This is a genomic window from Streptomyces sp. NPDC051243 (genome assembly GCF_044455405.1).
GTDB lineage: Bacteria > Actinomycetota > Actinomycetes > Streptomycetales > Streptomycetaceae > Streptomyces.
This window is the reverse complement of sequence record NZ_JBITES010000004.1, coordinates 1-23,661: the sequence shown is the minus strand read 5'-3', so window position 1 is coordinate 23,661 and position 23,661 is coordinate 1. Positions and strand designations below refer to the sequence as shown.

The 23,661-nt window shown below is 71.5% G+C and carries 17 protein-coding genes, 3 tRNA genes and 1 pseudogene; 12 read left to right on the top strand and 9 right to left on the bottom strand.

Annotation, left to right across the window (positions count from 1 at the left end; all coding sequences use genetic code 11):
- The first annotated feature begins 74 nt into the window (after window positions 1-74).
- Window positions 75-161, top strand: a tRNA-Ser gene (locus ACIBAG_RS10685).
- A gap of 65 nt (window positions 162-226) precedes the next feature.
- On the opposite strand, the gene ACIBAG_RS10680 is transcribed toward ACIBAG_RS10685, so the two are convergent.
- From ACIBAG_RS10680 to ACIBAG_RS10660, 5 genes are all read right to left on the bottom strand, one after another.
- Entirely contained in the window at window positions 227-682 is a 456-nt protein-coding gene (locus ACIBAG_RS10680; protein ID WP_399103361.1) for a VOC family protein, read from the bottom strand.
- Between the two features lie 192 nt (window positions 683-874).
- Complete coding sequence (locus ACIBAG_RS10675; protein WP_399103358.1) at window positions 875-1,246, bottom strand: amphi-Trp domain-containing protein; 372 nt, start codon at window positions 1,244-1,246, stop codon at window positions 875-877.
- A gap of 114 nt (window positions 1,247-1,360) precedes the next feature.
- Window positions 1,361-1,897, bottom strand: a complete 537-nt coding sequence (locus tag ACIBAG_RS10670) for a DinB family protein (protein WP_399103355.1) — start codon at window positions 1,895-1,897, stop codon at window positions 1,361-1,363.
- A gap of 188 nt (window positions 1,898-2,085) precedes the next feature.
- Window positions 2,086-2,517, bottom strand: coding sequence for a hypothetical protein (locus tag ACIBAG_RS10665; protein WP_399103353.1), 432 nt, complete (start codon window positions 2,515-2,517; stop codon window positions 2,086-2,088).
- 81 nt (window positions 2,518-2,598) lie between these two features.
- Window positions 2,599-3,465 (bottom strand): bifunctional DNA primase/polymerase, encoded by an 867-nt coding sequence (locus ACIBAG_RS10660; RefSeq protein WP_399103350.1) that lies wholly within the window; start codon window positions 3,463-3,465, stop codon window positions 2,599-2,601.
- A 377-nt stretch (window positions 3,466-3,842) separates the two neighbouring features.
- On the opposite strand from ACIBAG_RS10660, the gene ACIBAG_RS10655 reads away from it, so the two are divergent.
- From ACIBAG_RS10655 to ACIBAG_RS10635, 5 genes and pseudogenes are all read left to right on the top strand, one after another.
- Window positions 3,843-4,169, top strand: a complete 327-nt coding sequence (locus tag ACIBAG_RS10655; protein WP_399103349.1) for a hypothetical protein — start codon at window positions 3,843-3,845, stop codon at window positions 4,167-4,169.
- Between the two features lie 606 nt (window positions 4,170-4,775).
- Window positions 4,776-5,669 (top strand): annotated as a pseudogene (locus ACIBAG_RS10650) (bifunctional MaoC family dehydratase N-terminal/OB-fold nucleic acid binding domain-containing protein); the annotation flags it as partial.
- 824 nt (window positions 5,670-6,493) lie between these two features.
- Window positions 6,494-7,660, top strand: coding sequence for a lipid-transfer protein (locus ACIBAG_RS10645; RefSeq protein WP_399103346.1), 1,167 nt, complete (start codon window positions 6,494-6,496; stop codon window positions 7,658-7,660).
- 170 nt (window positions 7,661-7,830) lie between these two features.
- Window positions 7,831-8,391, top strand: coding sequence for a SigE family RNA polymerase sigma factor (locus ACIBAG_RS10640; protein WP_399103343.1), 561 nt, complete (start codon window positions 7,831-7,833; stop codon window positions 8,389-8,391).
- A 267-nt stretch (window positions 8,392-8,658) separates the two neighbouring features.
- Window positions 8,659-10,335, top strand: coding sequence for a long-chain fatty acid--CoA ligase (locus tag ACIBAG_RS10635; RefSeq protein ID WP_399103341.1), 1,677 nt, complete (start codon window positions 8,659-8,661; stop codon window positions 10,333-10,335).
- A gap of 202 nt (window positions 10,336-10,537) precedes the next feature.
- Here the strand turns inward: ACIBAG_RS10635 and ACIBAG_RS10630 are convergent, their stop codons facing one another.
- Both ACIBAG_RS10630 and ACIBAG_RS10625 read right to left on the bottom strand, forming a co-directional pair.
- A complete protein-coding gene (locus tag ACIBAG_RS10630) occupies window positions 10,538-15,133 on the bottom strand; it encodes a PAS domain-containing protein (RefSeq protein WP_399103339.1) in 4,596 nt (1,531 codons plus the stop codon).
- Window positions 15,134-15,470: 337 nt separating this feature from the next.
- Window positions 15,471-15,980, bottom strand: coding sequence for an SSI family serine proteinase inhibitor (locus tag ACIBAG_RS10625; protein WP_399103337.1), 510 nt, complete (start codon window positions 15,978-15,980; stop codon window positions 15,471-15,473).
- A gap of 205 nt (window positions 15,981-16,185) precedes the next feature.
- Here ACIBAG_RS10625 and ACIBAG_RS10620 point away from each other — a divergent pair.
- From ACIBAG_RS10620 to ACIBAG_RS10610, 3 genes are all read left to right on the top strand, one after another.
- A tRNA-Ser gene (locus ACIBAG_RS10620) sits at window positions 16,186-16,276 on the top strand.
- Between the two features lie 200 nt (window positions 16,277-16,476).
- A tRNA-Arg gene (locus ACIBAG_RS10615) sits at window positions 16,477-16,549 on the top strand.
- Between the two features lie 96 nt (window positions 16,550-16,645).
- Window positions 16,646-17,197, top strand: a complete 552-nt coding sequence (locus ACIBAG_RS10610) for a YcxB family protein (protein WP_399103335.1) — start codon at window positions 16,646-16,648, stop codon at window positions 17,195-17,197.
- A gap of 92 nt (window positions 17,198-17,289) precedes the next feature.
- On the opposite strand, the gene ACIBAG_RS10605 is transcribed toward ACIBAG_RS10610, so the two are convergent.
- Together ACIBAG_RS10605 and ACIBAG_RS10600 are read right to left on the bottom strand one after the other, a co-directional pair.
- Entirely contained in the window at window positions 17,290-20,286 is a 2,997-nt protein-coding gene (locus ACIBAG_RS10605; RefSeq protein ID WP_399103333.1) for a SpoIIE family protein phosphatase, read from the bottom strand.
- 197 nt (window positions 20,287-20,483) lie between these two features.
- Window positions 20,484-21,311: an NAD(P)H-binding protein gene (locus tag ACIBAG_RS10600; RefSeq protein ID WP_399104482.1), complete on the bottom strand. Its 828-nt coding sequence runs from the start codon at window positions 21,309-21,311 to the stop codon at window positions 20,484-20,486.
- Window positions 21,312-21,477: 166 nt separating this feature from the next.
- On the opposite strand from ACIBAG_RS10600, the gene ACIBAG_RS10595 reads away from it, so the two are divergent.
- The 3 genes from ACIBAG_RS10595 to ACIBAG_RS10585 all read left to right on the top strand — a co-directional run bounded on the left by ACIBAG_RS10595 (window position 21,478) and on the right by ACIBAG_RS10585 (window position 23,618).
- The gene (locus ACIBAG_RS10595) at window positions 21,478-21,873 is read left to right on the top strand and encodes a winged helix-turn-helix transcriptional regulator (protein ID WP_399103331.1); all 396 of its coding nucleotides are present in this window, start codon (window positions 21,478-21,480) and stop codon (window positions 21,871-21,873) included.
- Between the two features lie 250 nt (window positions 21,874-22,123).
- Entirely contained in the window at window positions 22,124-22,996 is an 873-nt protein-coding gene (locus ACIBAG_RS10590; RefSeq protein WP_399103329.1) for a DUF2797 domain-containing protein, read from the top strand.
- A 148-nt stretch (window positions 22,997-23,144) separates the two neighbouring features.
- The gene (locus ACIBAG_RS10585; RefSeq protein ID WP_399103327.1) at window positions 23,145-23,618 is read left to right on the top strand and encodes an SseB family protein; all 474 of its coding nucleotides are present in this window, start codon (window positions 23,145-23,147) and stop codon (window positions 23,616-23,618) included.
- Window positions 23,619-23,661: the final 43 nt, after the last annotated feature.

Here is a 23,661-nt window from a genome sequence, read left to right as displayed (position 1 = left end):
GCGGACCACCAACCCCGCACGACGTTCGGGGCCGGTACGCTGTACCCGCCCCGCCCCTGGTGGCGCGGGGCCGAGGTGGGTTGCCCGAGCGGCCTAAGGGAACGGTCTTGAAAACCGTCGTGGCAGCGATGTCACCGTGGGTTCAAATCCCACACCCACCGCACTGATGCCCCTGGCCAGAAGCATGGTCAGGGGCGTCGCGCTGTGCGGCACCCGAGGGCGGCCCTCAGACGACGTCGAATTCGTTGCCCTCGGGGTCCTGCATGGCGGTGGCGTAGAGCCCCATGTCCGGCTCGTCCTTGATCCGCAGCACGGTGGCACCAGCTTCGAGGAGCCGTTCCACCGTCGCCTTGACCCGCTGCGTGCGGAGGTCCAGTGGGACGTCACGGCCCCCGCCGACCTTCAGGTCGAAGTGCCACCGGTTCTTGGCGACCTTCGGCTCCGGAACCTGCTGGAACCACACCCTCGGTCCACGTCCCGCAGGATCGATGATCGACTCCGGTATATCCCCGGCACCGGCAGGCAACTCTTCCTCGGGCACCCCCACCGCCGCCCAGTAAGCACGCCACGTCGCGTGCCCGCTCGGCGGAGGCTCAGGCACGTAGCCCAGGGCCTCGGCCCAGAAAGTCACCATTCTCTGCGGATCGGAGCAGTCGATCGTCAGCTGCACTGTCATCTCCATGCTCGGAGCATCCCAGGGAGGTCTGACAGACGATCCCGCTGGGGATCATGGTGGCTACCGCGTTGGTTGGCTCAAGGTGATCGTTCCGCGCAGCAAGGTCGGGGACGTGAGTGACGGCGCTCTCGCCATTGGAGGGCTGCTGTCGGCTGTGCCGCAGTGATCGTTCCTGCGGTGACTGGCGGTTGAGCGGGTTCAGGAGCCCTTGGCCGTGGCCCGCTTCGATGTTCTGGCTCCGGCGGAACCGCTTCGCCTGGAACCCGCCGCCGCGCTCTTCCGCTGCGCGCCCCCGGTCTTCTCCGCGTCTGTCTCCGCCGGCGATGACGCTGTCCGGGCGGTGGGCCCGGTCGGCCACTTGAACTCGATCTCCAGCTCGATCTCCCCGTCGCTGACCTCGACCTCGATCTCGCCCCGCAGGTCGTCGGGGATCCGCAGGCTCAGCTTCCAGGGGTCGAGTTCCAGCTCGGCCTCCCCGCCTTGCCTCAGCGCGGCCGCGAGCGCCTCGAGCTGATCAGCCGCCTCAAGGCGTGAGAGTGAGCGCTTCTGCTCAAGCTTGAGGTCCTTCATGGCATTCTCCGATCGGGAGCAAACAGAAGATAGCGCCCATTTTGGCGCCCTGCGTCGGATCGGACATCTCGCGCGGATCTCGCTGAACGACATTCCTGTCGCGGGAGTGCCGGATCAGCCCCCGCTCCCAGTCCACTGCGCCCTCAGCAGTCGCAACTGCCCGATCTCCGCGGCGTTCTTCATCAACTCGGCGTTCACCCAGCCGATCATGTGGGCGACGGTGTACTGAGGGTCGTCCGGCCAGGGGAACGGTGCCATGGCGTCCAGCTCCGAGTCGTCGAGGCGGTCCAGCGCCGCCAGCCAGTCGGTGCGCAGGTCGCGCAGCCAGGCGATGGTCGCCGTACCGTCGCCGGGCCAGGTGATGTCGGTCCGGTCCCGGGGCTCGCGGCCCGCAAGGTGGTCCGTGGCCACGCTCCACCACCAGCCGATGTGCCAGCTCACCCAGGCGATGGTCGGTACGGGGACGGGGTCGGGCTCGGTCTCCGCCCAGTCCGGAACCCAGGTGCCGTCGGCGGCTCGGTGCACGGTCCAGCAGTGCGGCACCGGTTCCCACAGAAAGTCGTCGGGGCGGAGCCGGTCGAGGTGGTACTCGAACAACGCCCAGGTCAGATCGAACTGCCAGCGGATCAGGTCACGTCGGGAAACGCTCATCGGCCGACCCTGGCATATGGACTCCCCGTCGGGACAAGCCATTTCCCCGCTACGGCCACCACCCCGAAGTTCCCGTTCCCGGCCGTCACTGGAGCAAGCCGCTCAGACTGAGCCACTGGCAGCACGGGCCACCCGAATCCAGGGCCGCCACGGCCTCCGTTCCCCCATCCGTTCCCTCTCCCCCCCGGCTAGAGCTCATAGTCCCGCGCCAGCTCCTCCCAAGGCACCTCCCGCAACGCCTCCTCCGCGTCACAACCGGACGGCACGTACGGGGTGGGCTGGAACCAGATGATCGTGAGGGCGGAGCGGTAGAGGACCGGGTCGAGGTCGCGGTCGAGGGGCGTGGAATGGAAGTCGCCGACGCAGGCCACCGTCGGCAGTACCTCGACCGGACCGAAGGCCCCCGAGTACTGGTCGGGATACTCGCGCGGCGGCGGCACAAGGTGCACCGGGATCGAAGGGGCGGCCTGCTCGGCCGTGCGGACGAGGCCCTTGATCTTCATGTCGTTGACCGGCTTGCACGGGTACCCCTCGAGCATTCCGCCGTACGTCGAGGAGAACCGCAGCTCCGAGAGGTCGAGCGAGCGGCCGGACGTGAGGACGACGTGGGTCAGTGACATGGTCGGCACTCTAGGGCGGTGGTGCATGGATCTCCCGTGAATTTCAGGGCCGGTCAAGGGCCCGTCGGACGCCGGCGCCGGTCAGGGCCGGTGTCCCGTCATGCGTGCCGCCGAGGCGATCGTCGCGCGGGCCTCGCGTTCGGTCAGGCCGGTGTCGAGGGCCGCCTCGACCAGAGGGTCGACCAGGGCGGGGCCGATGCCGTCCTCGTACGCGCGGCAGGCCGCCCAGAACAGCCGGGTGTTGCGCTGGCCCTCGTGCGCGGCGAGCACGAACTGGACCAGCCCCTGACCGTGACCCCCGGTCGACGGGGGCGCGGGGTGCTGCGTGCGGGGTGGCGGGAGCAGCAGGCGCAGCAGGGCGCGCGGACAGGGCGCGGGAGCGATGTGGGACGTACCGGGCGCGGTGCTGTAGACGCCGTGGTCGGTACGGGAGCCGGGGCCGACCAGGTAGCCGCCGGCACCCCGGATGTCGATGCCGGGCGCCAGGCGGCCCGCCGAGTTGGGTACGACGACGTCGGCCGGGCCGGTCAGCCAGAGGTGGCGGCCGCCGCTCGGGGTCAGGACGACCACGGTGGGCGGAATCGTGAACAGGTGGCGCAGCGCCAGTTCGCGCAGGGCTGCCGAGGAGTCCGTACCGGATTTGGTGTCGAGGTCGATGCCGATCAGATGGTGCGGTGGCAGGCCGCAGGCGATGCCGTAGCCCGTCGCCCAGGGGGCGGCGGCGAAGAGTTCGCGGATGCGGGCGGGGTCCGTGGAGGCGTCGTAGACCCCGTGTCCGAAGCGGCCGCACTCGCCGTGGCAGGGGGCGGGGTCGGGGTCGTCGCGGTGCGGGGAGCGCAGGGCCGGGAGCTTCGTCCGGGACAGGGGGATGACGGCCAGTCCGCGTTCGGCGGCTGACAGGGCGTGTGCGAGGGCCAGCGTCGTGGCCTGCCGGTCGGTGGTGGCCATAGCTCTATGTTCGTACGAGTGTTCGAAAAAAGAAAGGGGGATTGGGTGTGGGTCGTCGGGCGATCCGCCGGTCGGCTGGGATCGGCCGGACATGTGCAGGAACGTTTCGCCTCTTGTGGTGCTTGGGATGGCGGTGTCCGTACTGCCCTGACTTGCGTGCTAGAAGTCGCGAAAGGGGTTTATCGACTTTTCATCATGCTTGAGGGCGAATGGCGGCTTCCGGGGTGGTTCGCCGGGGATTCGGTGGGCAACTCTGATCTCGCGACGTCGTGCAGGACTCCGAGGCGGTCGGCCAACTGCCTTGGATCGAGCAGTACTTCATGCAACACACATGCGTCCGGCGGGGAGCCTGGGCGCACCTGTTCTGGAGGAACAACATGGCAAGCATCCGTACCGCCCGCGTCATCGCAGCCGTCTCCGCCCTTCCGCTCGCGGTCGCCCTCTTCTCCGGCGTCGCGACGGCGGACAACGGCGCCGTCGCGGACGACGGATCCAGCGCGGCTGTCACGAACGCCGCCCAGGGCCTCGTGGGCAGCGGGGTCGGCGGCGACAACTACGGCACCTCGTCCACCACTCAGCAGCAGGCGACCGGCTCCGGCGCCTCGAACCAGAGCAACACCGCCCAGGTCAACGGCTCCGCGTTCACGGCCATCAACCAGGGCAACGACAACGCGGCCGTCAACTTCACGCCGCTCTGGTGGTGAGCTGAGGGGGTCGGTGCCCCGGTGCTCAGGCACCGGCCCTCTCTGATTGTGTCGGGTGTGCTCTGTGGGGTGTAACGCGTCTGCGCGGCGGTACTTCGGTGCCGCCGCGCAGGCGTTTTGGCGTCGGTGTGTGGGCGGGGAGGGGGGCTGCTGGCGCCGTGCGGCCGCCCGGCTTCCGTTTCCGCGGGCCCTTTCGCCGCTGTCGTACGGGTGTTGAAACAGCCCGGCGGGCGCGTGCATCGGTGGCCTTGACAGTGAGTGTTATCTGACGGACAGTCAGAAACCTTCCTGGCGCGGATGAGGGAGTGAGGGTTCGAACCACGCCCGGACCCTCGTGGAGGGCCTCGGGAAGTTCCCGAAATTTCCCGCGAGGTCGTGGGAACCGGATCGGCGGTCGCGGTGTACCAGAAGTGTCAGTGCGATGCGCTGTGGGACGACGGGGCAGACGGGTCCACGGGGTCCACGGGGACCACCGGGCCCACCGGGTCCACCGGGTCCACCGGGTCCACCGGGTCCACGGGACCACCGGGGCCACCGGGTCCACCGGGTCCACGGGGACCACCGGGTCCACCGGGACCGCGGGACTGATGAGGACGAGGGGGCGACGTGAGCGACGAGCTGTATGCGCGGCTGAAGGTCTACGAGGGACGGCCGGCAGCCGTGGCGAGCAGAGGCAAGGACCCCGTCAACGCGCCCATGATCCGGCACTGGTGCGAGGCGATGGGCGACACCAGTCCGGCGTACTCGGGCCCGGACGCCATCGCTCCGCCCACCATGCTCCAGGCGTGGACGATGGGCGGCCTCTCCGGCCATACGGCACGCACGGGTGCGTACGACGAGCTGCTCGGGCTCCTCGACGAGGCGGGCTACACCTCGGTGGTCGCCACCGACTGCGAGCAGGAGTATCCACGCGCCCTTCGACCCGGGGACGAGATCACCTTCGACGCGGTGATCGAGGCGGTGTCGGAGCGCAAGACGACGAAGCTGGGGGCCGGTTACTTCGTGACGACCCGCATGGACGTCCGCGTCGACACCGAACTCTCGGGCACCCACCGCTTCCGCATCCTCAAGTACGCCCCGGCCCGCCGACAGACCAAGCAGCCTCGCCCTCGCCCGGTGGTCAATCGGGACAACGCCGACTTCTGGGAGGGCGTCCGCAGGCGCACCTTGCTGATTCAGCGCTGCATCGACTGCGGCGCCCTGCGTCACCCCTGGCTGCCCGGCTGCAACGCCTGCGGCGGCCTGGACTGGGCCACGGTCGAGGCGAGCGGCGAGGGGACGGTCTATTCGTACGTCGTGATGCACCATCCGCCGTTCCCGGCCTTCGACCCTCCTTACGCGGTCGGTCTCATCGAACTGGCCGAGGGCGTGCGGATGATCGGCAACGTGGTGGGCGTGCCGTACGACAAGGTGCGCATCGGGCTGCCGGTGCGGCTCGAGTTCCAGGAGTGCGACGAGGAGTTGGTGCTGCCGGTCTGGCGAGTTGGGGAGGCGGCGGAGATTCAGGAAGCGCCAGCAACTCAGGAACCGCAGGAAGCCCAAAAGTCAGGACAGCCTCAAAAGCCACGACAGCCTCAAAAGCTAGGACAGCCTCAGAAGCCACGAGAAGCCCAGGAGCCGCATGAAGAAGTCCCCGGCGGTTCAGCGCCCCGAGCCACGACCGGCGGCGCGGAGGCGACGGACAGGCACATGAAGTCCGGGATGGCGAGGCACTTGGGGCCCGGGACGGCGACGGCGAGGCACATGAATCCCGGGACGGCGGCAGGGAAGCACGTGAATCCCGGGACGGCGGCAGGGAAGCACGTGAATCCCGGGACGGCGACAGGGAAGCACGTGAATCCCGGGACGGCGACAGGGAAGCACATGAAGCCCGAGACGGCGACAGCGAGGCACATGAAGCCCGAGACCGAGAAACGCATGGAGCCCGGGGAAGAGCTGCCGCCGCTGAAAATCCCGATCACGCGCACGCTGATCGTCGCCGGCGCCATCGCCTCACGCGATTACCAGGACGTGCACCACGACGCGGAGCTGGCACGCGCGAAGGGCTCCCCGGACGTCTTCATGAACATCCTGACGACGAACGGCCTGGTCGGCCGCTACCTCACCGACCACTTCGGACCGACGACCGTACTGCGCAGGGTGGCCATACGACTCGGGGCGCCCAACTATCCGGGCGACACCATGGAGTTGACGGGCACGGTCGAGGAGGTCACCGACGACACCGCGACGGTACGGGTCGTCGGGGTGAACGGCATCGGCAGACACGTGACCGGCACGGCGACGGTAAGCGTGCTGTCGGCCCCCGCTCCCTCGGGAGGTGCCGTATGAGTGCGCGCACCAGAGACGCCCTCTCCGGCCGGGCGGCGATAGTCGGTGTCGGGGCCACCGAGTTCTCCAAGGACTCGGGGCGCAGCGAGCTTCGGCTGGCCGTGGAGGCGGTGCGGGCCGCGCTGGACGACGCGGGGCTGACGCCCGGGGACGTGGACGGGATGGTGACGTTCACGATGGACACCAGCCCGGAGATCACCGTGGCCCAGGCCTGTGGGATGGGTGAGCTGTCCTTCTTCTCCCGCGTCCACTACGGCGGCGGCGCGGCCTGCGCGACGATCCAGCAGGCGGCGCTCGCCATCGCCACCGGCGTGGCCGAGGTGGTGGTCTGCTACCGGGCGTTCAACGAGCGGTCGGGGCGGCGCTTCGGCTCGGGTGTGCAGCACCGGGAGCCGTCGGCGGAGGGCGTGGCGCTCGGCTGGTCGCTGCCCTTCGGGTTGCTCACGCCGGCCTCCTGGGTGGCGATGGCGGCCCAGCGGTATCTGCACACATACGGGCTGACGCCGGAGGTGTTCGGGCATGTGGCGGTCATGGACCGCAGATACGCGGCGACCAACCCGGCCGCGTACTTCCACGGCAGACCCATCACCCTCGCCGACCACGCGGCCTCCCGCTGGATCGTCGAGCCGCTGCGGCTGCTGGACTGCTGTCAGGAGACGGACGGCGGCCAGGCGCTCGTCGTCACGTCCGTCGAGCGGGCCCGTGGTCTTCCCCACCCACCGGCCGTCATAGCGGCGGCGGCGCAGGGTGCGGGCCGGGGGCAGGAACAGATGACGAGCTTCTACCGGGACGACCTCACCGGCCTGCCGGAGATGGCCGTGGTGGCGCGGCAGCTGTGGCGGACGGCGGGGCTGGGGCCGCAGGAGATCGACGTGGGGATCCTGTACGACCACTTCACACCGTTCGTGCTGATGCAGCTGGAGGAGTTCGGGTTCTGCGGAAAGGGGGAGGCCGGGGACTTCGTGGCCGAGGAGCGGCTGCCGCTCAACACTCACGGAGGGCAGCTCGGGGAGGCGTATCTGCACGGAATGAACGGCATCGCGGAGGGGGTGAGGCAGGTGCGGGGGACGTCTGTGAACCAGATACCGGGGGCGGAGCGAGTACTGGTGACCGCGGGCACGGGCGTGCCGACGTCGGGGCTGGTCCTGGCCGCGGACCGCTGAACCGACCCTGTCGCCGACGGGTGGCCCCCAGGGGTAATCCCGCAGTATGTGACCCTCGCTCGTCCACCTTCAGTAGGTGGAGTCAGCCCCACCCCTACAACCTGAGGCGGACGCTGCTTCGGCACCTCCGGCCGATCCGCTGAAGCAGGGGACGCTCATAGCGTGGAGCCATGACCACACCCGTCTGCACCAGCGCTTCCAACGCCGCGACGCGGTCCTTTCCGAACGCGACGTACCCCTCCTTCACGTCGTACGTGCGGGCCCGCCAGCCGGTGCTGCTGCGTACCGCCCGGTCGCTGACCGCGAACCCGAGCGACGCGGAGGACCTGCTGCAGACCGCGCTCACCAAGACATACGTCGCCTGGGAGCGCATCGAGGACCATCGTGCCCTCGACGGCTATGTGCGCAGGGCGTTGCTGAACACGCGGACGTCGCAGTGGCGCAAGCGCAAGGTCGACGAGTTCGCCTGCGACGAGCTGCCCGAGCCGGAGCCGATGCCGGGCCACGACGACGATCCGGCCGAGCAGCAGGCGCTGCACGACGCCATGTGGCGCGCGATCATGCGGCTGCCGGCGCGCCAGCGGGCCATGGTCGTCCTGCGCTACTACGAGGACCTGAGCGAGGTGCAGACGGCGGAGGTCCTCGGGGTGTCCGTGGGCACGGTGAAGTCGGCGGTGTCACGAGCGCTGGGCAAGCTGCGCGAGGACCCCGAGCTGGGGCTCGTCCGCTAGAGCCGGCCCTGCCCGCCCGTCACCTCCACAGGCGACGACCCTGCGCCCCCTCACCTGCACAGGCGCCGATCATGCGGCACAGCACCACACGTGTCAGCGTCTCCCGCCGCACCGCCCACGCCCCCTTACTCGCCACGCCACCCCCCGTCAGCGCCGATAGCGTCACACCCTCATGAACGCAACGTGACATGATCGATCGCCCGACCCTAGTGACATACCGCGCGGTATGCGCGCAGAATCTCCGCAACCCTTACTACCGCGTAGGCAATGTCGCCCCGGGAGGACGCCGTGCTGAGCACCATGCAGGACGTACCGCTGCTGATCTCGAGGATCCTGACCCACGGGTCGACGATCCACGGCACATCGCAGGTCACCACATGGACCGGCGAGGATGAGCCGCACCGCCGTTCCTTCGCCGAGGTCGGTGCGCGTGCCGCGCAGCTGGCGCATGCCCTGCGCGAGGACCTCGGCGTCGCCGACGACGAGCGGGTCGCCACGCTCATGTGGAACAACGCCGAGCACGTCGAGGCCTACTTCGCGATCCCCTCCATGGGCGCGGTCCTGCACACCCTCAACCTCCGGCTCCCGGCGGAGCAGCTCGCCTGGATCGTCAACCACGCCGCCGACCGGGTGGTCATCGCCAACGGTTCCCTCCTCCCCCTGCTCGCCCCGCTGCTCCCGCACCTCAAGACGGTGAAGCACGTGGTCGTCTCGGGGCCGGGTGACCGTTCCGGCCTCGCGGCCGCCGACGTGCAGGTGCACGAGTACGAGGAACTGATCGCCGGTAAGCCGGTCACGTTCGACTGGCCGGAGCTGGACGAGCGGCAGGCCGCCGCCATGTGCTACACCTCCGGCACCACCGGCGACCCGAAGGGCGTCGTCTACTCCCACCGCTCCGTCTATCTGCACTCCATGCAGGTCAACATGACCCAGTCGATGGGTCTGACCGACCAGGACACGTCGCTGATCGTGGTCCCGCAGTTCCACGTCAACGCCTGGGGCCTGCCGCACGCCACCTTCATGACCGGCGTCAACATGCTGATGCCGGACCGCTTCCTGCAGCCCGCGCCCCTCGCCGAGATGATCGAGGGCGAGAAGCCCACCCATGCGGCCGCCGTGCCCACCATCTGGCAGGGCCTGCTCGCCGAGCTCACCGCCAAGCCGCGTGACGTCTCCTCCCTCGGCCAGGTCACCATCGGCGGCTCGGCCTGTCCGCCCTCGCTCATGCAGGCGTTCGACAAGCTCGGCATGCGCGTCTGCCACGCCTGGGGCATGACGGAGACGTCCCCGTTGGGCACGGTCGCCCGTCCGCCGGCCCATGCGGTCGGCACGGAGGAGGAGTTCGCGTACCGCCTGACCCAGGGCCGCTTCCCCGCCTCCGTCGAGGCCCGTCTCACCGGCCCCGGCGGCGAGCGTCTGCCCTGGGACGGCGAGTCGGCCGGCGAGCTTGAGGTGCGCGGCCCCTGGATCGCGGGCGCCTACTACAACGGCCCCGGCGCCGAGCCCCTGCGGCCCGCCGACAAGTTCAGCGAGGACGGCTGGCTGAAGACCGGCGACGTCGGCATCATCTCCCCCGACGGCTTCCTCACCCTCACCGACCGCGCCAAGGACGTCATCAAGTCCGGCGGCGAGTGGATCTCCTCGGTCGAGCTGGAGAACGCGCTGATGTCCCACCCGGACGTCGCCGAGGCCGCCGTGGTCGCCGTCCCGGACGACAAGTGGGGCGAGCGCCCGCTGGCCACGGTCGTCCTCAAGGAGGGCGCCACCACCGACTTCGAGACCCTGCGCGCCTTCCTCGCCGAGGAGGGCAAGATCGCCAAGTGGCAGCTCCCGGAGCGGTGGACCGTCATCGAGGCGGTTCCGAAGACGAGCGTGGGCAAGTTCGACAAGAAGGTGCTGCGCAGGCAGTACGCCGAGGGTGAGCTGGACGTCACCAGCATCTGACGCGACTGGCGTAGCGGGGAACTGTCGTCGGGCGGCCACGGGTTGTACGTGGCCGCCCGCGCCCACGCGGCGGTAGCCGAGAATCGACGCACAGCCCCGCGCCCGTGCCAGGGGCGCTTCAGCGGCCCCTGGTCACCTGGTCACTTCGCGCTCAGCTCCGCTCCGCTCAGCTCCGCTTCGCCTGATTCCGCTGCGTTCGCGCTCAGTTGGTGCCGATCCGCGCCAGCAGGTCCACGATCCGGCTCTGCACCTCACCGCTCGTCGACCGCTCCGCCAGGAACAGCACCGTCTCGCCGGAGGCCAGCCGTGGCAGGTCGGCCTGGTCGACGGCGGCCGTGTAGACGACGAGCGGGGTGCGGTTGAGCTGCCCGTTCGCGCGCAGCCAGTCGACGATCCCGGCCCGGCGCCGGTGCACCTGCATCAGGTCCATCACGACCAGGTTCGGCCGGAAGTCGCCCGCCAGCGCCACCGCGTCGGCGTCGCTCGCGGCCCGCGCCACTTGCATCCCGCGCCGCTCCAGCGTCGCTGTGAGCGCCAGCGCGATCTCCGCGTGCTCCTCGATCAGCAGCACGCGCGGCGGGTGCTGCTCGGTGTCCCGGGGCGCGAGCGCCTTCAGCAGTACGGCCGGGTCGGCGCCGTACGCCGCCTCCCGCGAAGCCTGTCCGAGCCCCGCCGTCACCATCACCGGCACCTCGGCCGCGACGGCGGCCTGCCGCAGCGACTGCAGTGCGGTCCGGGTGATCGGCCCGGTCAGCGGGTCGACGAACAGCGCGGCCGGGAACGCCGCGATCTGCGCGTCGACCTCCTCGCGCGAGTGCACGATGACCGGCCGGTAGCCGCGATCGCTCAGCGCCTGCTGGGTCGTCACGTCCGGCGCGGGCCACACCAGCAGCCGCCGCGGGTTGTCGAGCGGCTCCGGCGGCAGCTCGTCGTCCATCGGCTGCGGGCGCGGGGTGTCGGCGACCTCGACGGCGCCGCCCGGCCCGTCCAGCGGCTCCGGTCCCTCGGCGGCGTTCTCGTCCGGCGCGCCTATGGCGTACGACCGTCCGGCGCCCTCCGTCATCGGGGCCAGCCGCGCCTGCCCGGGCTGGGACGGCTGGGGCTGCCCGCCGAGCGACGGCTGCACCGGTACGGGCTGCGCGGGCACCGGCTTCTCGGTCGGCGGATGCGGCCGCGCCGACTGCTCCGCCGAGGCGGACGCGCGCGTGGCGGGGTCCGGCGGCGTACCCAGCTTGCGGCGCCGTCCGCCACCGCTGGTCTGATGCGGCGGAGGCGTGGCCGACGACTGGGGCTGCTGAGCCGAGTGCGGAGCCTGCGCGGGCTGCTGCACCTGCGCCGCCTGCCGCGTGAACGGCACTCCCTGCCCCAACGTCCGCACGCTGATCGCCCGGCCCTGAGTGGAGTTCGGGTCGACGGGGGCCCCCGGAGCGGCCGCTTCGGCCGGGAGAGGCTGCGCCGCACGCTGCTGCTGGGCGCCCGCCGCGGCGTCGGGAGGCAGCGGGGTACCCGGAGCCGGGGTGCCGGGGGCGGGCTGGGGCTGGGCCTGCTGGGGGGTGCTCGCATGCGGCGGCACGGGGGTGGCGGCGCCGTTCGCCGGTACGGCCGTCCCGGCGCCGGAGGTGTCGTCGGCGACGGGCCACGGCTGCGGGGCCGGAACGCCCTGGGCCGGCGTGCCCTGCGCGGGGACGCCCTGACCGGGGGTCTCGGCGGGGAGAGGCCTACCGGGCACCGGCTGAGCGGCCCCGGCCTGGCCGGTCACTGCCTGCCCCGCCCCAGCCTGGGCCACGTCCCCGGGCACGGCCACCTGAAGTCCCTGCCCCACGGTGCCCTGCACGGGCGCACCCGGGGCAGCGCCGGCCTGCGCCGGAGCGGCCGACGCGGGGACCCCCTGCCCCTGCACGTTCTGCGCCGCGCCACCCTGCGCGGACGTCCCTTCCGCCGCCTCCGGGGGCTGGCCCACGGCCCGCCGGCGACGCCCGGTCGGCGCGCTGGTCGGATGCGGCTGCGGCGGGGTGTGGTCGTCGGCCTGGTCGTGGGGCACGGCGTCGTGCCGCCCCTCGTCGACGAGTACGTCACCGGGAGCGGCCTGCCCCGGAACCTGGCGCTGGTCCTGGCCGTGGCCCTGAGCCTGAGCCTGCTGCCCCTGCACGGGAGCCGGACCCTGCACGGGAGCCAGCCCCTGCACGGGAGCCAGCCCCTGCACGGGAGCCAGCCCCTGCACGGGAGCCGGACCCTGCCCGGGAACCGGACCCTGCCCGGGAACCGCCGCCCCCGGAACCATCGGCGAAGCCGGAGCCACAGCAGCACCCGCTGGCGCCACTGCACCCATACCCGCAGGTGCCACAGCAGTAGCCGCAGTCGAGGCAGTCACACCGGCACCCGGAGCCGAAGCCACACCGGCACCCGGAGCCGAAGCCGGCTCAGCGACCGCCCCCTCCGCCCCGGCGGCACCACCCCGGTCCGCCTCCGCGGGAGGCAGCGCGAACACCTGCCGGGGCCCCGCCTCCTGCGCCTGCCCAGCCGCACGCGCCGGAGCAGCGGCCAGCGCACGCCGACGCCGCCCGGTCGGCTGCGCACCCTCACCCGAGTCCGCGGCCGCACCGGCCACCGCCGCGGAAGGCGACTGTCCGCCGTCACCGCCCGCGGGCAGCGCGGGCGGCAGAGCGTGCTGCTCACCGCCGTCCCGCCGGGCCCGCCGCCCGCTGGGCCCACCGGGCGCGGGCACGCCCTGCGGCGGTACGGTCCCGCCCAGGCCGTTCCCGGCGGCCGCGGTGCCCGCCGCATGCTCGGCGGCCGTCACGACGGCGCCCTCGGCGACGCCGTCCCCGCCGTCCTCGGCCGGTCGCCCACGGCGCCGTCCCGTACCTCCCGAGACCTCGCCGCCCGCGTCCCCCTGGGGGAGCTCGGGCGCGGAGGCCGCGCGCCTGCGCCGCCGTCCGGTGGGCGCCGCGCCCTCGGCCTCGGCGCCCTCGGCCTCGGCACCGGGATGCTCGCTCTCCAGGAAGGCGTCGACAGAGGACCGCCGGGCCCGCCGCCGCCCGCTGCCGGCACTCTGCCCGGCCTCGACGGCGGCGCCCTCGGTCCCGTCACCGGCCTCGGCCCCGGCGTCCTCGGCCGGGGTGCCGGAGACGGCCCCGGCCCCACCGCCGATCGGCACCTCGAGGACGAACGCACTGCCGCTCATCCCCGGTACGTCGTGCGTCTGCAGCACACCGCCGTGAGCCCGCACGATCCCGCGCACGATCGGCTCGTGCACCGGGTCTCCCCCGGCATACGGCCCGCGCACCTCGATCCGTACGACCTCACCACGCTGCGCCGCCGCGACGACCACCGTGTTGTCCAGGTAACCGCCCGCCGACACGGGCGAGTTGCCGGTCGCGTCGACGCCGGCGACATCGGCGACGAGATGCGCGAGCGCGGTGGCGAGGCGCTGCGGGTCGACCTCGGCCTCGATGGGCGGCGCGTGCACGGCGAACTGCACCCGCCCCGGCCCGATGAGCTCGACGGCCCCGTCGACACCCGCGGCGACGACGGCGTCGAGCATCACCTTCGTACGGGAGACCGCGTCGCCCCCCGAGTCGAGCCGCTGGTACTGGAGCACGTTGTCGATCAACGTAGTGATCCGCGAGTACCCGGCCGACAGGTGGTGCAGCACCTGGTTGGCCTCGGGCCACAGCTGCCCCGCGTCGTCCGCGGCGAGCGCGGCCAGCTCACGGCGCAGCTCGTCGAGCGGCCCGCGCAGCGAGCGCCCGAGCAGCGTCAGCAGCTGCTCGTGCCGGCCCGCCAGCGCCTCGTACCGGTCCTTCTCCCGCTCCCCGAGCGCGGCGTACCGCTCCTCGCCGGCGGCGAGCTCCTCCTGGTGCCGCTCCTGCAGCTCCTCGACCTCGGTCACGTGCTTCTGCCGAAGGGCGGTCAGCTCGGAGGCGTGCTCCTCGGCGAGCCGCTCCAGCTCCTCCTCGTGCCGCTTGTCCGCGGCGGCCTTCTCCTCGGCGAGGGTGTCGTACGGCCGGCGGTCGGTGAAGGTCATCACGGCGCCGACGAGCTGGTCGCCGTCGCGCACGGGCGCGGTCGTCAGATCGACGGAGACCTTGTCCCCGCCCTTGGACCACAGCACCTGCCCGCGCACCCGGTGCTTGCGCCCCGAGCGCAGGGTGTCGGCGAGCGGGGACTCCTCGTAGGGGAAGGGAGACCCGTCGACACGTGAGTGCAGCACGAGCGTGTGCAGCTCCCGCCCGCCCAGATCACTGGCCCGATAACCCAGTATCTGAGCGGCCGCCGGGTTGACGAGGACGATCCGCCCTTCGGTGTCGGTCCCGACCACACCCTCGGACGCGGCCCGCAGGATCATCTCGGTCTGCCGCTGCGAACGCGCCAGCTCGGCCTCGGTGTCGACGGTCCCGGAGAGGTCCCGTACGACGAGCATGAGCAGCTCGTCACCCGTATAGCCGTAGCCGTCGTACGCCTGTTGGCCGTTCTCGAGATTCGCGGACGTGACCTCGACCGGGAACTCGGTGCCGTCCGTCCGCCGGGCCATCATCCGGGTCGGCTTGGTCCGCCCCTGCGGGTCCATGTGATCGGGCCGCCGCATGGACCCGGGGATGAGCTTGGAGTCGAAGTGCGGCAGCAGATCGAGCAGCCCGCGCCCGACCAGGGCGGTCCCCGGCGCCTCGAAGGTCTCCAGGGCGATGGTGTTGGCGTTGACGACGGTCCCATTGGCGTTGACCAGCACCAACGCGTCGGGAAGCGCGTCGAGTATGGCTGCGAGGCGAGCAGCGCCTCGGGATGGCCTGCTGCTCACGAGACGCTTCCTCCCTGTTACCGCACCTTGCCGACCGCTCGGGCCATCTTGCCAACCGTCCCGCAGCGTGTCACGCGAGGGAGTCTAAGGGCTGGGGTTGCGCTCGCGACGCCGGATGAGAGGGAGGTCGCACGACGAAGTGACCCAGAACGTATGACCGCCTGTGCAGATGTCCTGCTCGCCCTCCTTCCAGCGGCCTTCCGGCTTCGCGAGACCTTCGCGGGACATTTACGGACCCGATGCGTCCCCCTGGGAAAGCCTGTACGAAGGCTGTGCGATCGCGTACCGGAGCCCCCGCTTCCCGCTCGGTCGGGCGAGCGGCTGCCACGGCCCACGCCTACGCCCGCCCCTCCTGACCCACATCGGGAAGCACGGGCACGAGCCGGTTCCACCGCCCGATCTGACATCCGTCCGCGCGGTCGTACCGCGCGTCGACGGGCCGCCCGGCCCAGGTCCCGGTGACATGCGCGGTGGCGGGACCGCCGTACTGCATGGTGCACAGGGTGTCCTTCGGTACGGGAGCGAAGGCGTCCGTGCCCCACCGGGTGCCGCGATCGAGCGCGGCACAGGCGCCTGCGACGTCGGGGTGGTCGCCGTCGCCGGGGTGGCAGTACAGCTCGTACGTCCCGTCATGGCCGTCGCCGGCGTTGCGGACGGTGATGGTGAGGTGGTGGCCGGAGCGGGCGGAGTCGTGGAGGGACGGGAGCGCGAGGGGGAGGGGCGTGGCCTGGGCGTACGCCGAGGCGGGCGCGACGGTGGCGGTGCCGACGGCGACGAGGGATCCGGCGGCGGCGAGAAGGAGCCGCCCGACGCGTCCGGCCGCGCCGGAACGATTGACCTGGAACATGACCTGACCAGCGCCCCAAGGCCCCCGACGTTGCGCGCCGCGCGGCACACCGCGCGGCACGCCGCGAAGCGCGCCGGGAAGCGCGCCGGGAAGGGCTTTGCCCTGTGCCCGCCCGGCCTAGTACCGTGGACGTCGATTGGTGACACCACGCTCGACTGTGTCATCATCTGCACGCACCAATCGCGCTCGCGCGAGCGGCTGTGCTGGAGGCGTCGCCTAGTCCGGTCTATGGCGCCGCACTGCTAATGCGGTTTGGGCCTTAAAGCCCATCGAGGGTTCAAATCCCTCCGCCTCCGCGCTCGATCACGAAGCCCCGGTCCACAGGACCGGGGCTTCGTCGTTCACAGGCTCACTCCCGCAGACCGCCCTCAGAGGCATTTCCGCAGGTCACAAGGGGTAGGCCAAACGGATTTCACATGGCGGCGCCGGTCATGTAATGTTCTTCCTGTCGCCGCGAGCGGGCCGGAAGGCCGGGAGCGGCGGGAAAACAAAACAAGCACTCGTAGCTTAACGGATAGAGCATCTGACTACGGATCAGAAGGTTGCAGGTTCGAATCCTGCCGAGTGCACAACAAGCCAGAGGCCCCGCGGAGTGCTCCGCAGGGCCTCTGGCTTTTGCATACCGGTCGGATCCTCCCGGGACTTGCTCGCTACGATCCCTGCCCATGTGCACCAGGGGCAGGGAATCCACACCGCAGAACACGGATCTCGGTACGCCGGTGGAGTTCGTCTACCGGCCGACGGCAGCGGACTTCGAAGAGGCGTTGCGTGCACGAGCGCGGCGGTCATCGGCGGGACGCGCCCAGGCACTGATGGCGCCGGTCCTGGCGGCGGTCGCCGTGAGCGTCTTCTCGGTTGCCAGGGATGCCCCGCCGGTCGTGTGGATCATCTCGCTGGTGCTCGCCGTGCCGATCGCGTTCTGGGGCACTCTGCGCGGGCTGCGCACCATGGCCCGACGGATGCACAGCATGGTGGAGCCGTACGGGGAGGCCCGGATGGTGGCCGACGAGCGTGGTTCGGTCACCACCGGCGAGCGGGCGTCCTTCAGCATGCAGTGGGTGGTGTTCCGGGAGTACCTGGAGACGCCCGGCCTTTTCGTGCTCCTCGGCGGTGACCGCGCGGCCGGTGTCGCCGTGCTGCCCAAGCGGGGCGCTCAGGACCCTGCGGACATCGACCGGCTCCGGGCGATCCTGGACCGGAATCTGAAGCGGCTCTAGACGACCGGGGGGGGGGAGAGAGCTCCGGACGGCTGTGGGGGGAGAGAGCTCCGGACGGCTGTGGGAACTCGGCCGCCACGCCCCACCTGCAACTACCGCTCCCCGAACCTCAATCCGTCCAAGTCCCCATCCCCGTCCCAGTCCCAGCCGGCGACCCTGTCCCATTCCCCTTCCAGGCCCCCTGCGAAGTCCTCCCCCAACCCCGCCATCCCCAGGAACATCGCCGCCAACGGATCGTCCCCCGCTCCCTGCCGGGCCGTGTCCGGCGACGTCTGCAGAGCCTGTTCCGTCCAGATGCACTTCCCGGTCGGGGTGTAACGCGTCCCCCACCGCTGCGACAGCGCCGTGACCAGTTGCAGCCCTCGGCCGCCCTCGTCCGTCTCCGTCGCCCGGCGGATGCGCGGCATCGTCAGGCTGCCGTCGAAGACCTCGCAGATCAGGTCGGCGCCGTGGAGGAGGCGGAGGCGCAGGGGGCCCCTGGCGTGGCGGATGACGTTGCCGATCAGTTCGCTGGCCAGGAGTTCGGTCGTGGGGGTGAGGGCGTCGAGGCCCCAGGCCGCCAGCTGGGTGCGGATCAGGGCGCGGGCCTGGCCCGCCGCTCTGGGGTCCTCGGGGAGGGGCCAGGAGGCCATGCGGGAGGCGGGCAGTGCGTGGAGGCGGGCGAGGAGGAAGGCCGCGTCGTCGGCGGCCTGGTGGTCGGTGGGGAGCAGGGCGGTCGCGATCCGCTCGCAGAGGTGGTCCAGGTCGTTCGCCGTGCCGTCCTTGTGGGAGGTGCCGAGGACGCCGGCCAGTGCCGCCATGCCCTCGTCCATCTCGCGCTTCGACGACTCCACCAGGCCGTCGGTGTAGAGGACGAGCACGCTGCCCTCGGGTACCTGGATCTCGGTCGTCTCGAAGGGGGGTTCCGCCGCGCCCAGGGGCGGGTCGGCCGACAGGGGCGGGAAGACGACTGTGCCGTCCGGGTGGAGCAGGGCGGGGGGCGGGTGGCCCGCCCTGGCTATGGAGCAGACCCGGGTCGTGGAGTCGTACAACGCGTACAGGCACGTCACGTACGACTCCTCGCCCATCGCCCCGACGATGTCGTTGAGGTGGCTCATGATCTCGTCGGGCGGCAGTTCGAGGTCGGCCAGGGTGTGGACCGCCGTGCGCAGCCGGCCCATCGTCGCCGCCTCGGGGAGGCCGTGCCCCATGACGTCGCCGACGACCAGGGCCACCTGGCCGCCCGAGAGCGGGATGATGTCGTACCAGTCGCCGCCGACGTCCATGCCCTGTCCCGCCGGGAGGTAGCGGGCCGCTGCCGTGCAGGCGGGGAGGTCGGGCAGGTCGCGGGGGAGCAGGCTGCGCTGGAGTTCGCGGGACCGGGTGTGCTCGGCGTCGAAGAGGCGGGCGCGTTCCAGGGCCTGGGCGACCAGGGCGCTGGTCGCGGTCAGGAGGGTGCGCTCCTCGTCGGTGAGGCGGCGTGGGTGGTCGAAGCTGATCGCGCAGATGCCGAAGGTGTGACCCGAGGCCGTGAGGGGGAGCAGCGCCCAGGCCTGCTTGCCGGCGCGGGCGGGCAGGTCCGCCAGGTCGGGGTAGCGGGCGGCGAACTCCCGCGGGGAGGACATGAACATGGGCGTGCCGGCCACTATCGCGTCCCACAGCGGGCTGGACTCCGTACGCTCACGGCCGTCGAGCACGGCGAGGACGTCGTCCGGGTAGCCGACGGATCCGACGGTGTGCAGCCGGTCGCCCTCCGCGGCCTGCACCACCAGGCCGGTCGCCTCGAACGGCGGCAGCACCCGGCGGGCGACCGCGTCCACCACATCCTTCGAGGTCGTCGCCTTGGCCAGCGCGGCCGTCAACTCCGCTATCCGCGTAGCACGTTCGGACGCGGCGCGTTCGGCGCAGCGGCGCTCCTCCTCCAGCCGGCGCTTCTCGGTGACGTCGGTGAAGTAGATCGTGCGGCCGTCGGGGCCCGGGACCAGGCGCAGGTGGCACAGACGGCCGTTGGGCAGCCGTACGTCGAAACTGACCGACTTCTCCGCGGCGGCGGCCTGCCGGCAGCGGATCTCCAGGCCGGGTACCTGCTCGGCGGCGGGCAGGTCCCACAGCAGGCGGCCGAACAGCTCCTCCTCGGAGTAGCCCAGGGTGCGTTCGGCCTCCACGTTGGCGAAGGTGATCCGCCAGTCGTCGTCCATCGCGAGGAAGCCGTCGCTCATGTGGCGCAGGGCCCGGCCGAGCGCGTCACGGGCGGAGCGGGGCTCGTCGCTGTCCCAGCCCACGCCGATCATCCGGAGTGGTTCGCCGCTGTCGTCGTACGTCGTCCTGCCGCGCGCCTGTGTCCAGCCCCAGGTGCCGTCCAGTTTGCGCACCCGGTACTCGGCCTCGAACACGCCGTGCTCCCGGATCGCCCGGTCCATCAGCGCCAGCGTCGGCGCCAGGTCGTCCGGATGGACGCAGCGCATCCAGCTCTCGACCTTGCCGGTGAAGTCCTGCGGACGGGTGCCGTACAACTCCAGAGCCGCCTCGTCCCAGAGCAGTTCGCCGGTGCGGATGTCCCAGTCCCAGGAGCCGACGCTGACTTCCTTCAGGGCCTGGCGCAGGCGACCGCCGTTGCGCCCCGGCTGGGCGGGCCCGATGGGCGGCGGTGCCTGGACCATACGGTCCTCGGCCCAGGTGACGAGGGCGCGCAGGAACTTCCAGTGCTCGGGGCTCGGTTCGCCCTGGTCGCCCATCAGGACGCTGAGGGCGCCGGTGCTGCGGTGGCCGTTGTGCATCGGCAGCGCGGCCAGGCCGGTGCCGGGCCAGGTGGTGTCCGGGGTGTCGACCGCGCCGGCCGGGCTCAGCGGGACCCAGACGCCGCTCCCCTCGCGCAGCGCGCGGGCCGGGGCCAGCGGGCTCTCCTGGTCGATGATCTCCCAGTGACGGGTGAGGGCGGGCGGCAGTCCGGCCGTCGACACCAGGCGCAGCGCGGACATCGGGCCACGGAGATGGACCATTCCGCCGAGCGCGCCCAGCTCGCCCACCGCATGCTGCAGGGCCAGCCGGAAGACCTCGCTTCCCGCGACACCGGGGGCCACCGTGCCGAGCAGTGCCAGCCGAGCGTTCATGCTGCGGACCTTACCGTTCCGGGCTCAACCGAATCGGTGCTTCGCAAGAGTGCTTCGCAAGATCCTTACGCCCCTCACCCGGCAATACGACAGGCCGTCAACAGACCCTGAGCGCCGCCGATTTGACGTGCGAGACCTAGCACCATCGCCCCCGTTGAACGCCCGATGCTTGAACGCCCGATGCTTGAACGCTCGCGCTACTTGAACGCCCCCACACTGCGCCCCGCCCACTCCGCGAACGACCGCGCAGGCCGCCCGAGGACCCGCTCCACGTCCGGGCTCACCCGCCGCAACGCGTCCGACGGAGCCCCCAGCATGTCGAGCGTGCTCTCCACGACCGGCTCGGGCATGAACCCGAGCATGCGCTCCCGTGCCTCGGCGCGGGTCAGTTCGACGAACCGCACCGCCTCGCCGAGCGCGGCCTCGATCGCGGCAGTCTGCTGCCGGGGGGAGACGGGCGCCGGCCCGGTCAGCTCGTAGACCTCCCCGTCATGCCCGGGCTCGCGCAGCGCCTGCGCGGCGACCTCCGCGATGTCCGCCGGATCGACGGTCGGCAGGCCGACGTCGCCGAAGGGCGCGGCCACCTCCCGTCGCGCGCGGATCATGTCGGCCCACTGAAGGGCGTTGGAGTGGAAGCCGCCCGGGCGAAGCATCGTCCACTCCAGCCCCGACGCCTTGACGGCGTCCTCCAGCACCGGTGGGTGGTCTCCGGTGCCGACCCCTTGGGACGACAGCAGCACCACACGCCGTATGCCTGATCCCCGTACGGCATCCAGGACGGCGGTGAGGTCACCGCCGGACGCCAGGAACTCACCGGACGTCAGCAGGAACAGGGCCTTGGCCCCGTCGAGGGCGGGCGCCAGGCGCTCGGGGTCGGTCAGGTCGGCCTGGTGGTGGCGGGTCCCCGCCGGCACATCCCGCGCGGAGATACGGCGAGAGACGGCCGTCACCTGCTCGCCGGCCTCCACGAGGGCCCGCACAAGTGGCCGTCCCACATTGCCCGTTGCTCCGGTCACCACGATCATCATCGGCCTCCGTTCCGAGTTCGGATCTCGTGTCTCGTCTCGTACGGCGACGCTACTGTTGTGGGGGTAGTAGGTACCTAGGGGAAAGTATTGGCGGGCGGGGGTAATTGTGACCGAGGACACAGTGGCGCGGGTTCCGGGCGGGGTCGCTGCCGAAGGCGCAGAGATGCAGGTTCCGAAAGGGGTCGCTCCCGAGAACGCCTGCCCGATCGCTCCCGTCGTCGACATCGTCTTCAGCCGCTGGACCACCCCGATCCTGTGGGCGCTCCATGAGTACGGCCGTCAGCGCTTCGTCGAACTGGAGCGCCGTATCGCCACCATCACGCCGAAGGTACTGACGCAGCGGCTGCGGCAGTTGGAGCGGGACGGGCTGGTCGTACGCACCTACTATCCCGAGGTGCCCCCGCGCGTGGAGTACGAGATCAGCGAACTGGGGCGCAGCCTCGCGCCGTTGTTCGCCGCGCTGTCGGAGTGGTCTGTGAATCTGGGCGAGGTGGAGCGGGCGCGGGCGGCGTACGACGCTCGGGGGGACGGGCGCGGCGGCGGCCGAGGCCTTCGGTGACTCCAGTGAGTCCGGTACGTCAGCCCTGGCGCCGTCGGTGCGTCAGTCGGTGCGGCAGTTGGTGCGTTGCCGGCGCGTCAGTCGGTGCGGCAGTGCTCCTCCAGGTGGTCCGCCGCCAGTGTGCTTGCGCGGGTGAACCAGTCGGTCAGGACGGCGACTGGCGCTGAGGCGGGGCGCTGAACCGGGGGAAGTCGGTCGCCCCGGTCACCGCACGGGCGTTGTCAGTGGCAGCCCCTACGCTCGAAGAGCGATGGCACAGGCATGGAGATGCAACGGGCTGCGCTGGTCGGCGGACGGCCCCGAACTGGCGTGGGACGGTGGTCGGCGCTCGGCGCTGACCTGGGGGAAACGGGTGGCCTTCGGGGTCGCGGAAGGGGGAGTGCGGACATGCGTGGGAGCACGGGGGCATGCGTGTCCGGTACGGGCGGTCGTGCCGGGACGGAGTACGGGGGCGCGGTGCGAGGAGTGTGCGCGACTGGACCGCGCGCACTCGGTGGCCGCCGACACGATCGTGGACGATCCGCGCCCGTACCACGTATATCTGGCGTGGTTCGGCCCGGGGATGACCAAGGTAGGCATCACCGCTCTTGAACGCGGCTCGGCACGGCTGCTGGAGCAGGGCGCGGTCTGCTTCAGCTGGCTGGGCATCGGCCCGCTGATGGCGGCCAGGCGCACCGAGGAACTGCTCCGCGCGGCGTTGCGGGTCCCGGACCGGATTCCGTACGCCGACAAGCGGGCGGTGCGGTCCGTGCTGCCGGCGTCGGCGGCGGAACGGGCTGCCGAGGTGGAGGACCTGCATGCCCGGGCCGCCGCGCTGGATGCCTGGCCCGAGTCTCTCGCCCGCGAGCCCTGCCAACCGGTGGATCACGCCGGGGCGTTCGGCCTCACGGATCTCCCGGCCGCCGTCGGGGACGTGACGGAGCTGGTCGCGGGCGGGGCGGTGAGCGGGAGGTTGGTGGCGGCTGCCGGACCCGATCTGCATCTGGAGACGGGCGGCGGGGTGGTGGTGGTCGACACTCGGCTGATGCGGGGGTGGGGGCTGGTTCCCGCCGCCGATGCAGAACTGTCCTTTCCCTTGCGGGGGTTCAGGTCGCAGCCGCGCATCCAGGAAGGCTTGTTCTGACCGGCGTCCTCGTCGGGCCACGGATCACGATGTCCCAGCTCAGCCAAGTCTGGCCGACACGCGAATGCTGGCATTCCCCGGACTGAACCAACTAGCGTGATCGTTCGCTTGTGCGATGACCGGTGAAGTGTTTTAACAGGGGGATGACGTGAGCGCCGATGCCTTGCGGCTGCGGACGCGGCTGGCGGAGCTGGCGGAGACCGGGCAGGGCGATCTGCGCGATCTGCGCGATCTGCGTGAGGTCGTAGGGGAGTTCCGGCGCAGCGAGGTGCTGGTGCCGGTGGTGGATGGCTCGGTGCTGTCGGTCGAGATGGGCGGCGTCCGCTGGCTCTTCGCGTTCACGGATGACGCGGCGCTGGAGCGCTTTGCCCAGGCGCGTGGTGAGGCGGTGCCCGAAGGGCTGCCGGTCTTCGGGGCCCGGTTGCTGGATCAGGTGGTCCCGAGGGTGGCGAAGTCGGGCGGACCGGTCGGGATCGCGGTGGACGCGGGGAGCGCGGCGGGCATGGTGCTGCCTCCGGTGCCGGGCATCGTTCCGGACGCGGTGGCTCTGGACGCCGTGGATCTGGAAGCGGCGGCGGTGGATGCGGTGGAAACGGACGGGGAAGGGACGGCGGGCGCGTGAGCGGCGGCGACGGCTACCAGGTCGATCCGGAGGCGCTGGAGCG

Bases quoted from the DNA above. Each gene is read 5' to 3' on its own strand.
- ACIBAG_RS10680 (WP_399103361.1), bottom strand. From the start codon at position 682: ATGGAGATGACAGTGCAGCTGACGATCGACTGCTCCGATCCGCAGAGA.
- ACIBAG_RS10675 (WP_399103358.1), bottom strand. From the start codon at position 1,246: ATGAAGGACCTCAAGCTTGAGCAGAAGCGCTCACTCTCACGCCTTGAG.
- ACIBAG_RS10670 (WP_399103355.1), bottom strand. From the start codon at position 1,897: ATGAGCGTTTCCCGACGTGACCTGATCCGCTGGCAGTTCGATCTGACC.
- ACIBAG_RS10665 (WP_399103353.1), bottom strand. From the start codon at position 2,517: ATGTCACTGACCCACGTCGTCCTCACGTCCGGCCGCTCGCTCGACCTC.
- ACIBAG_RS10660 (WP_399103350.1), bottom strand. From the start codon at position 3,465: ATGGCCACCACCGACCGGCAGGCCACGACGCTGGCCCTCGCACACGCC.
- ACIBAG_RS10655 (WP_399103349.1), top strand. From the start codon at position 3,843: ATGGCAAGCATCCGTACCGCCCGCGTCATCGCAGCCGTCTCCGCCCTT.
- ACIBAG_RS10645 (WP_399103346.1), top strand. From the start codon at position 6,494: ATGAGTGCGCGCACCAGAGACGCCCTCTCCGGCCGGGCGGCGATAGTC.
- ACIBAG_RS10640 (WP_399103343.1), top strand. From the start codon at position 7,831: ATGACCACACCCGTCTGCACCAGCGCTTCCAACGCCGCGACGCGGTCC.
- ACIBAG_RS10635 (WP_399103341.1), top strand. From the start codon at position 8,659: ATGTCGCCCCGGGAGGACGCCGTGCTGAGCACCATGCAGGACGTACCG.
- ACIBAG_RS10625 (WP_399103337.1), bottom strand. From the start codon at position 15,980: ATGTTCCAGGTCAATCGTTCCGGCGCGGCCGGACGCGTCGGGCGGCTC.
- ACIBAG_RS10610 (WP_399103335.1), top strand. From the start codon at position 16,646: ATGTGCACCAGGGGCAGGGAATCCACACCGCAGAACACGGATCTCGGT.
- ACIBAG_RS10605 (WP_399103333.1), bottom strand. From the start codon at position 20,286: ATGAACGCTCGGCTGGCACTGCTCGGCACGGTGGCCCCCGGTGTCGCG.
- ACIBAG_RS10600 (WP_399104482.1), bottom strand. From the start codon at position 21,311: ATGATCGTGGTGACCGGAGCAACGGGCAATGTGGGACGGCCACTTGTG.
- ACIBAG_RS10595 (WP_399103331.1), top strand. From the start codon at position 21,478: ATGCAGGTTCCGAAAGGGGTCGCTCCCGAGAACGCCTGCCCGATCGCT.
- ACIBAG_RS10590 (WP_399103329.1), top strand. From the start codon at position 22,124: ATGGCACAGGCATGGAGATGCAACGGGCTGCGCTGGTCGGCGGACGGC.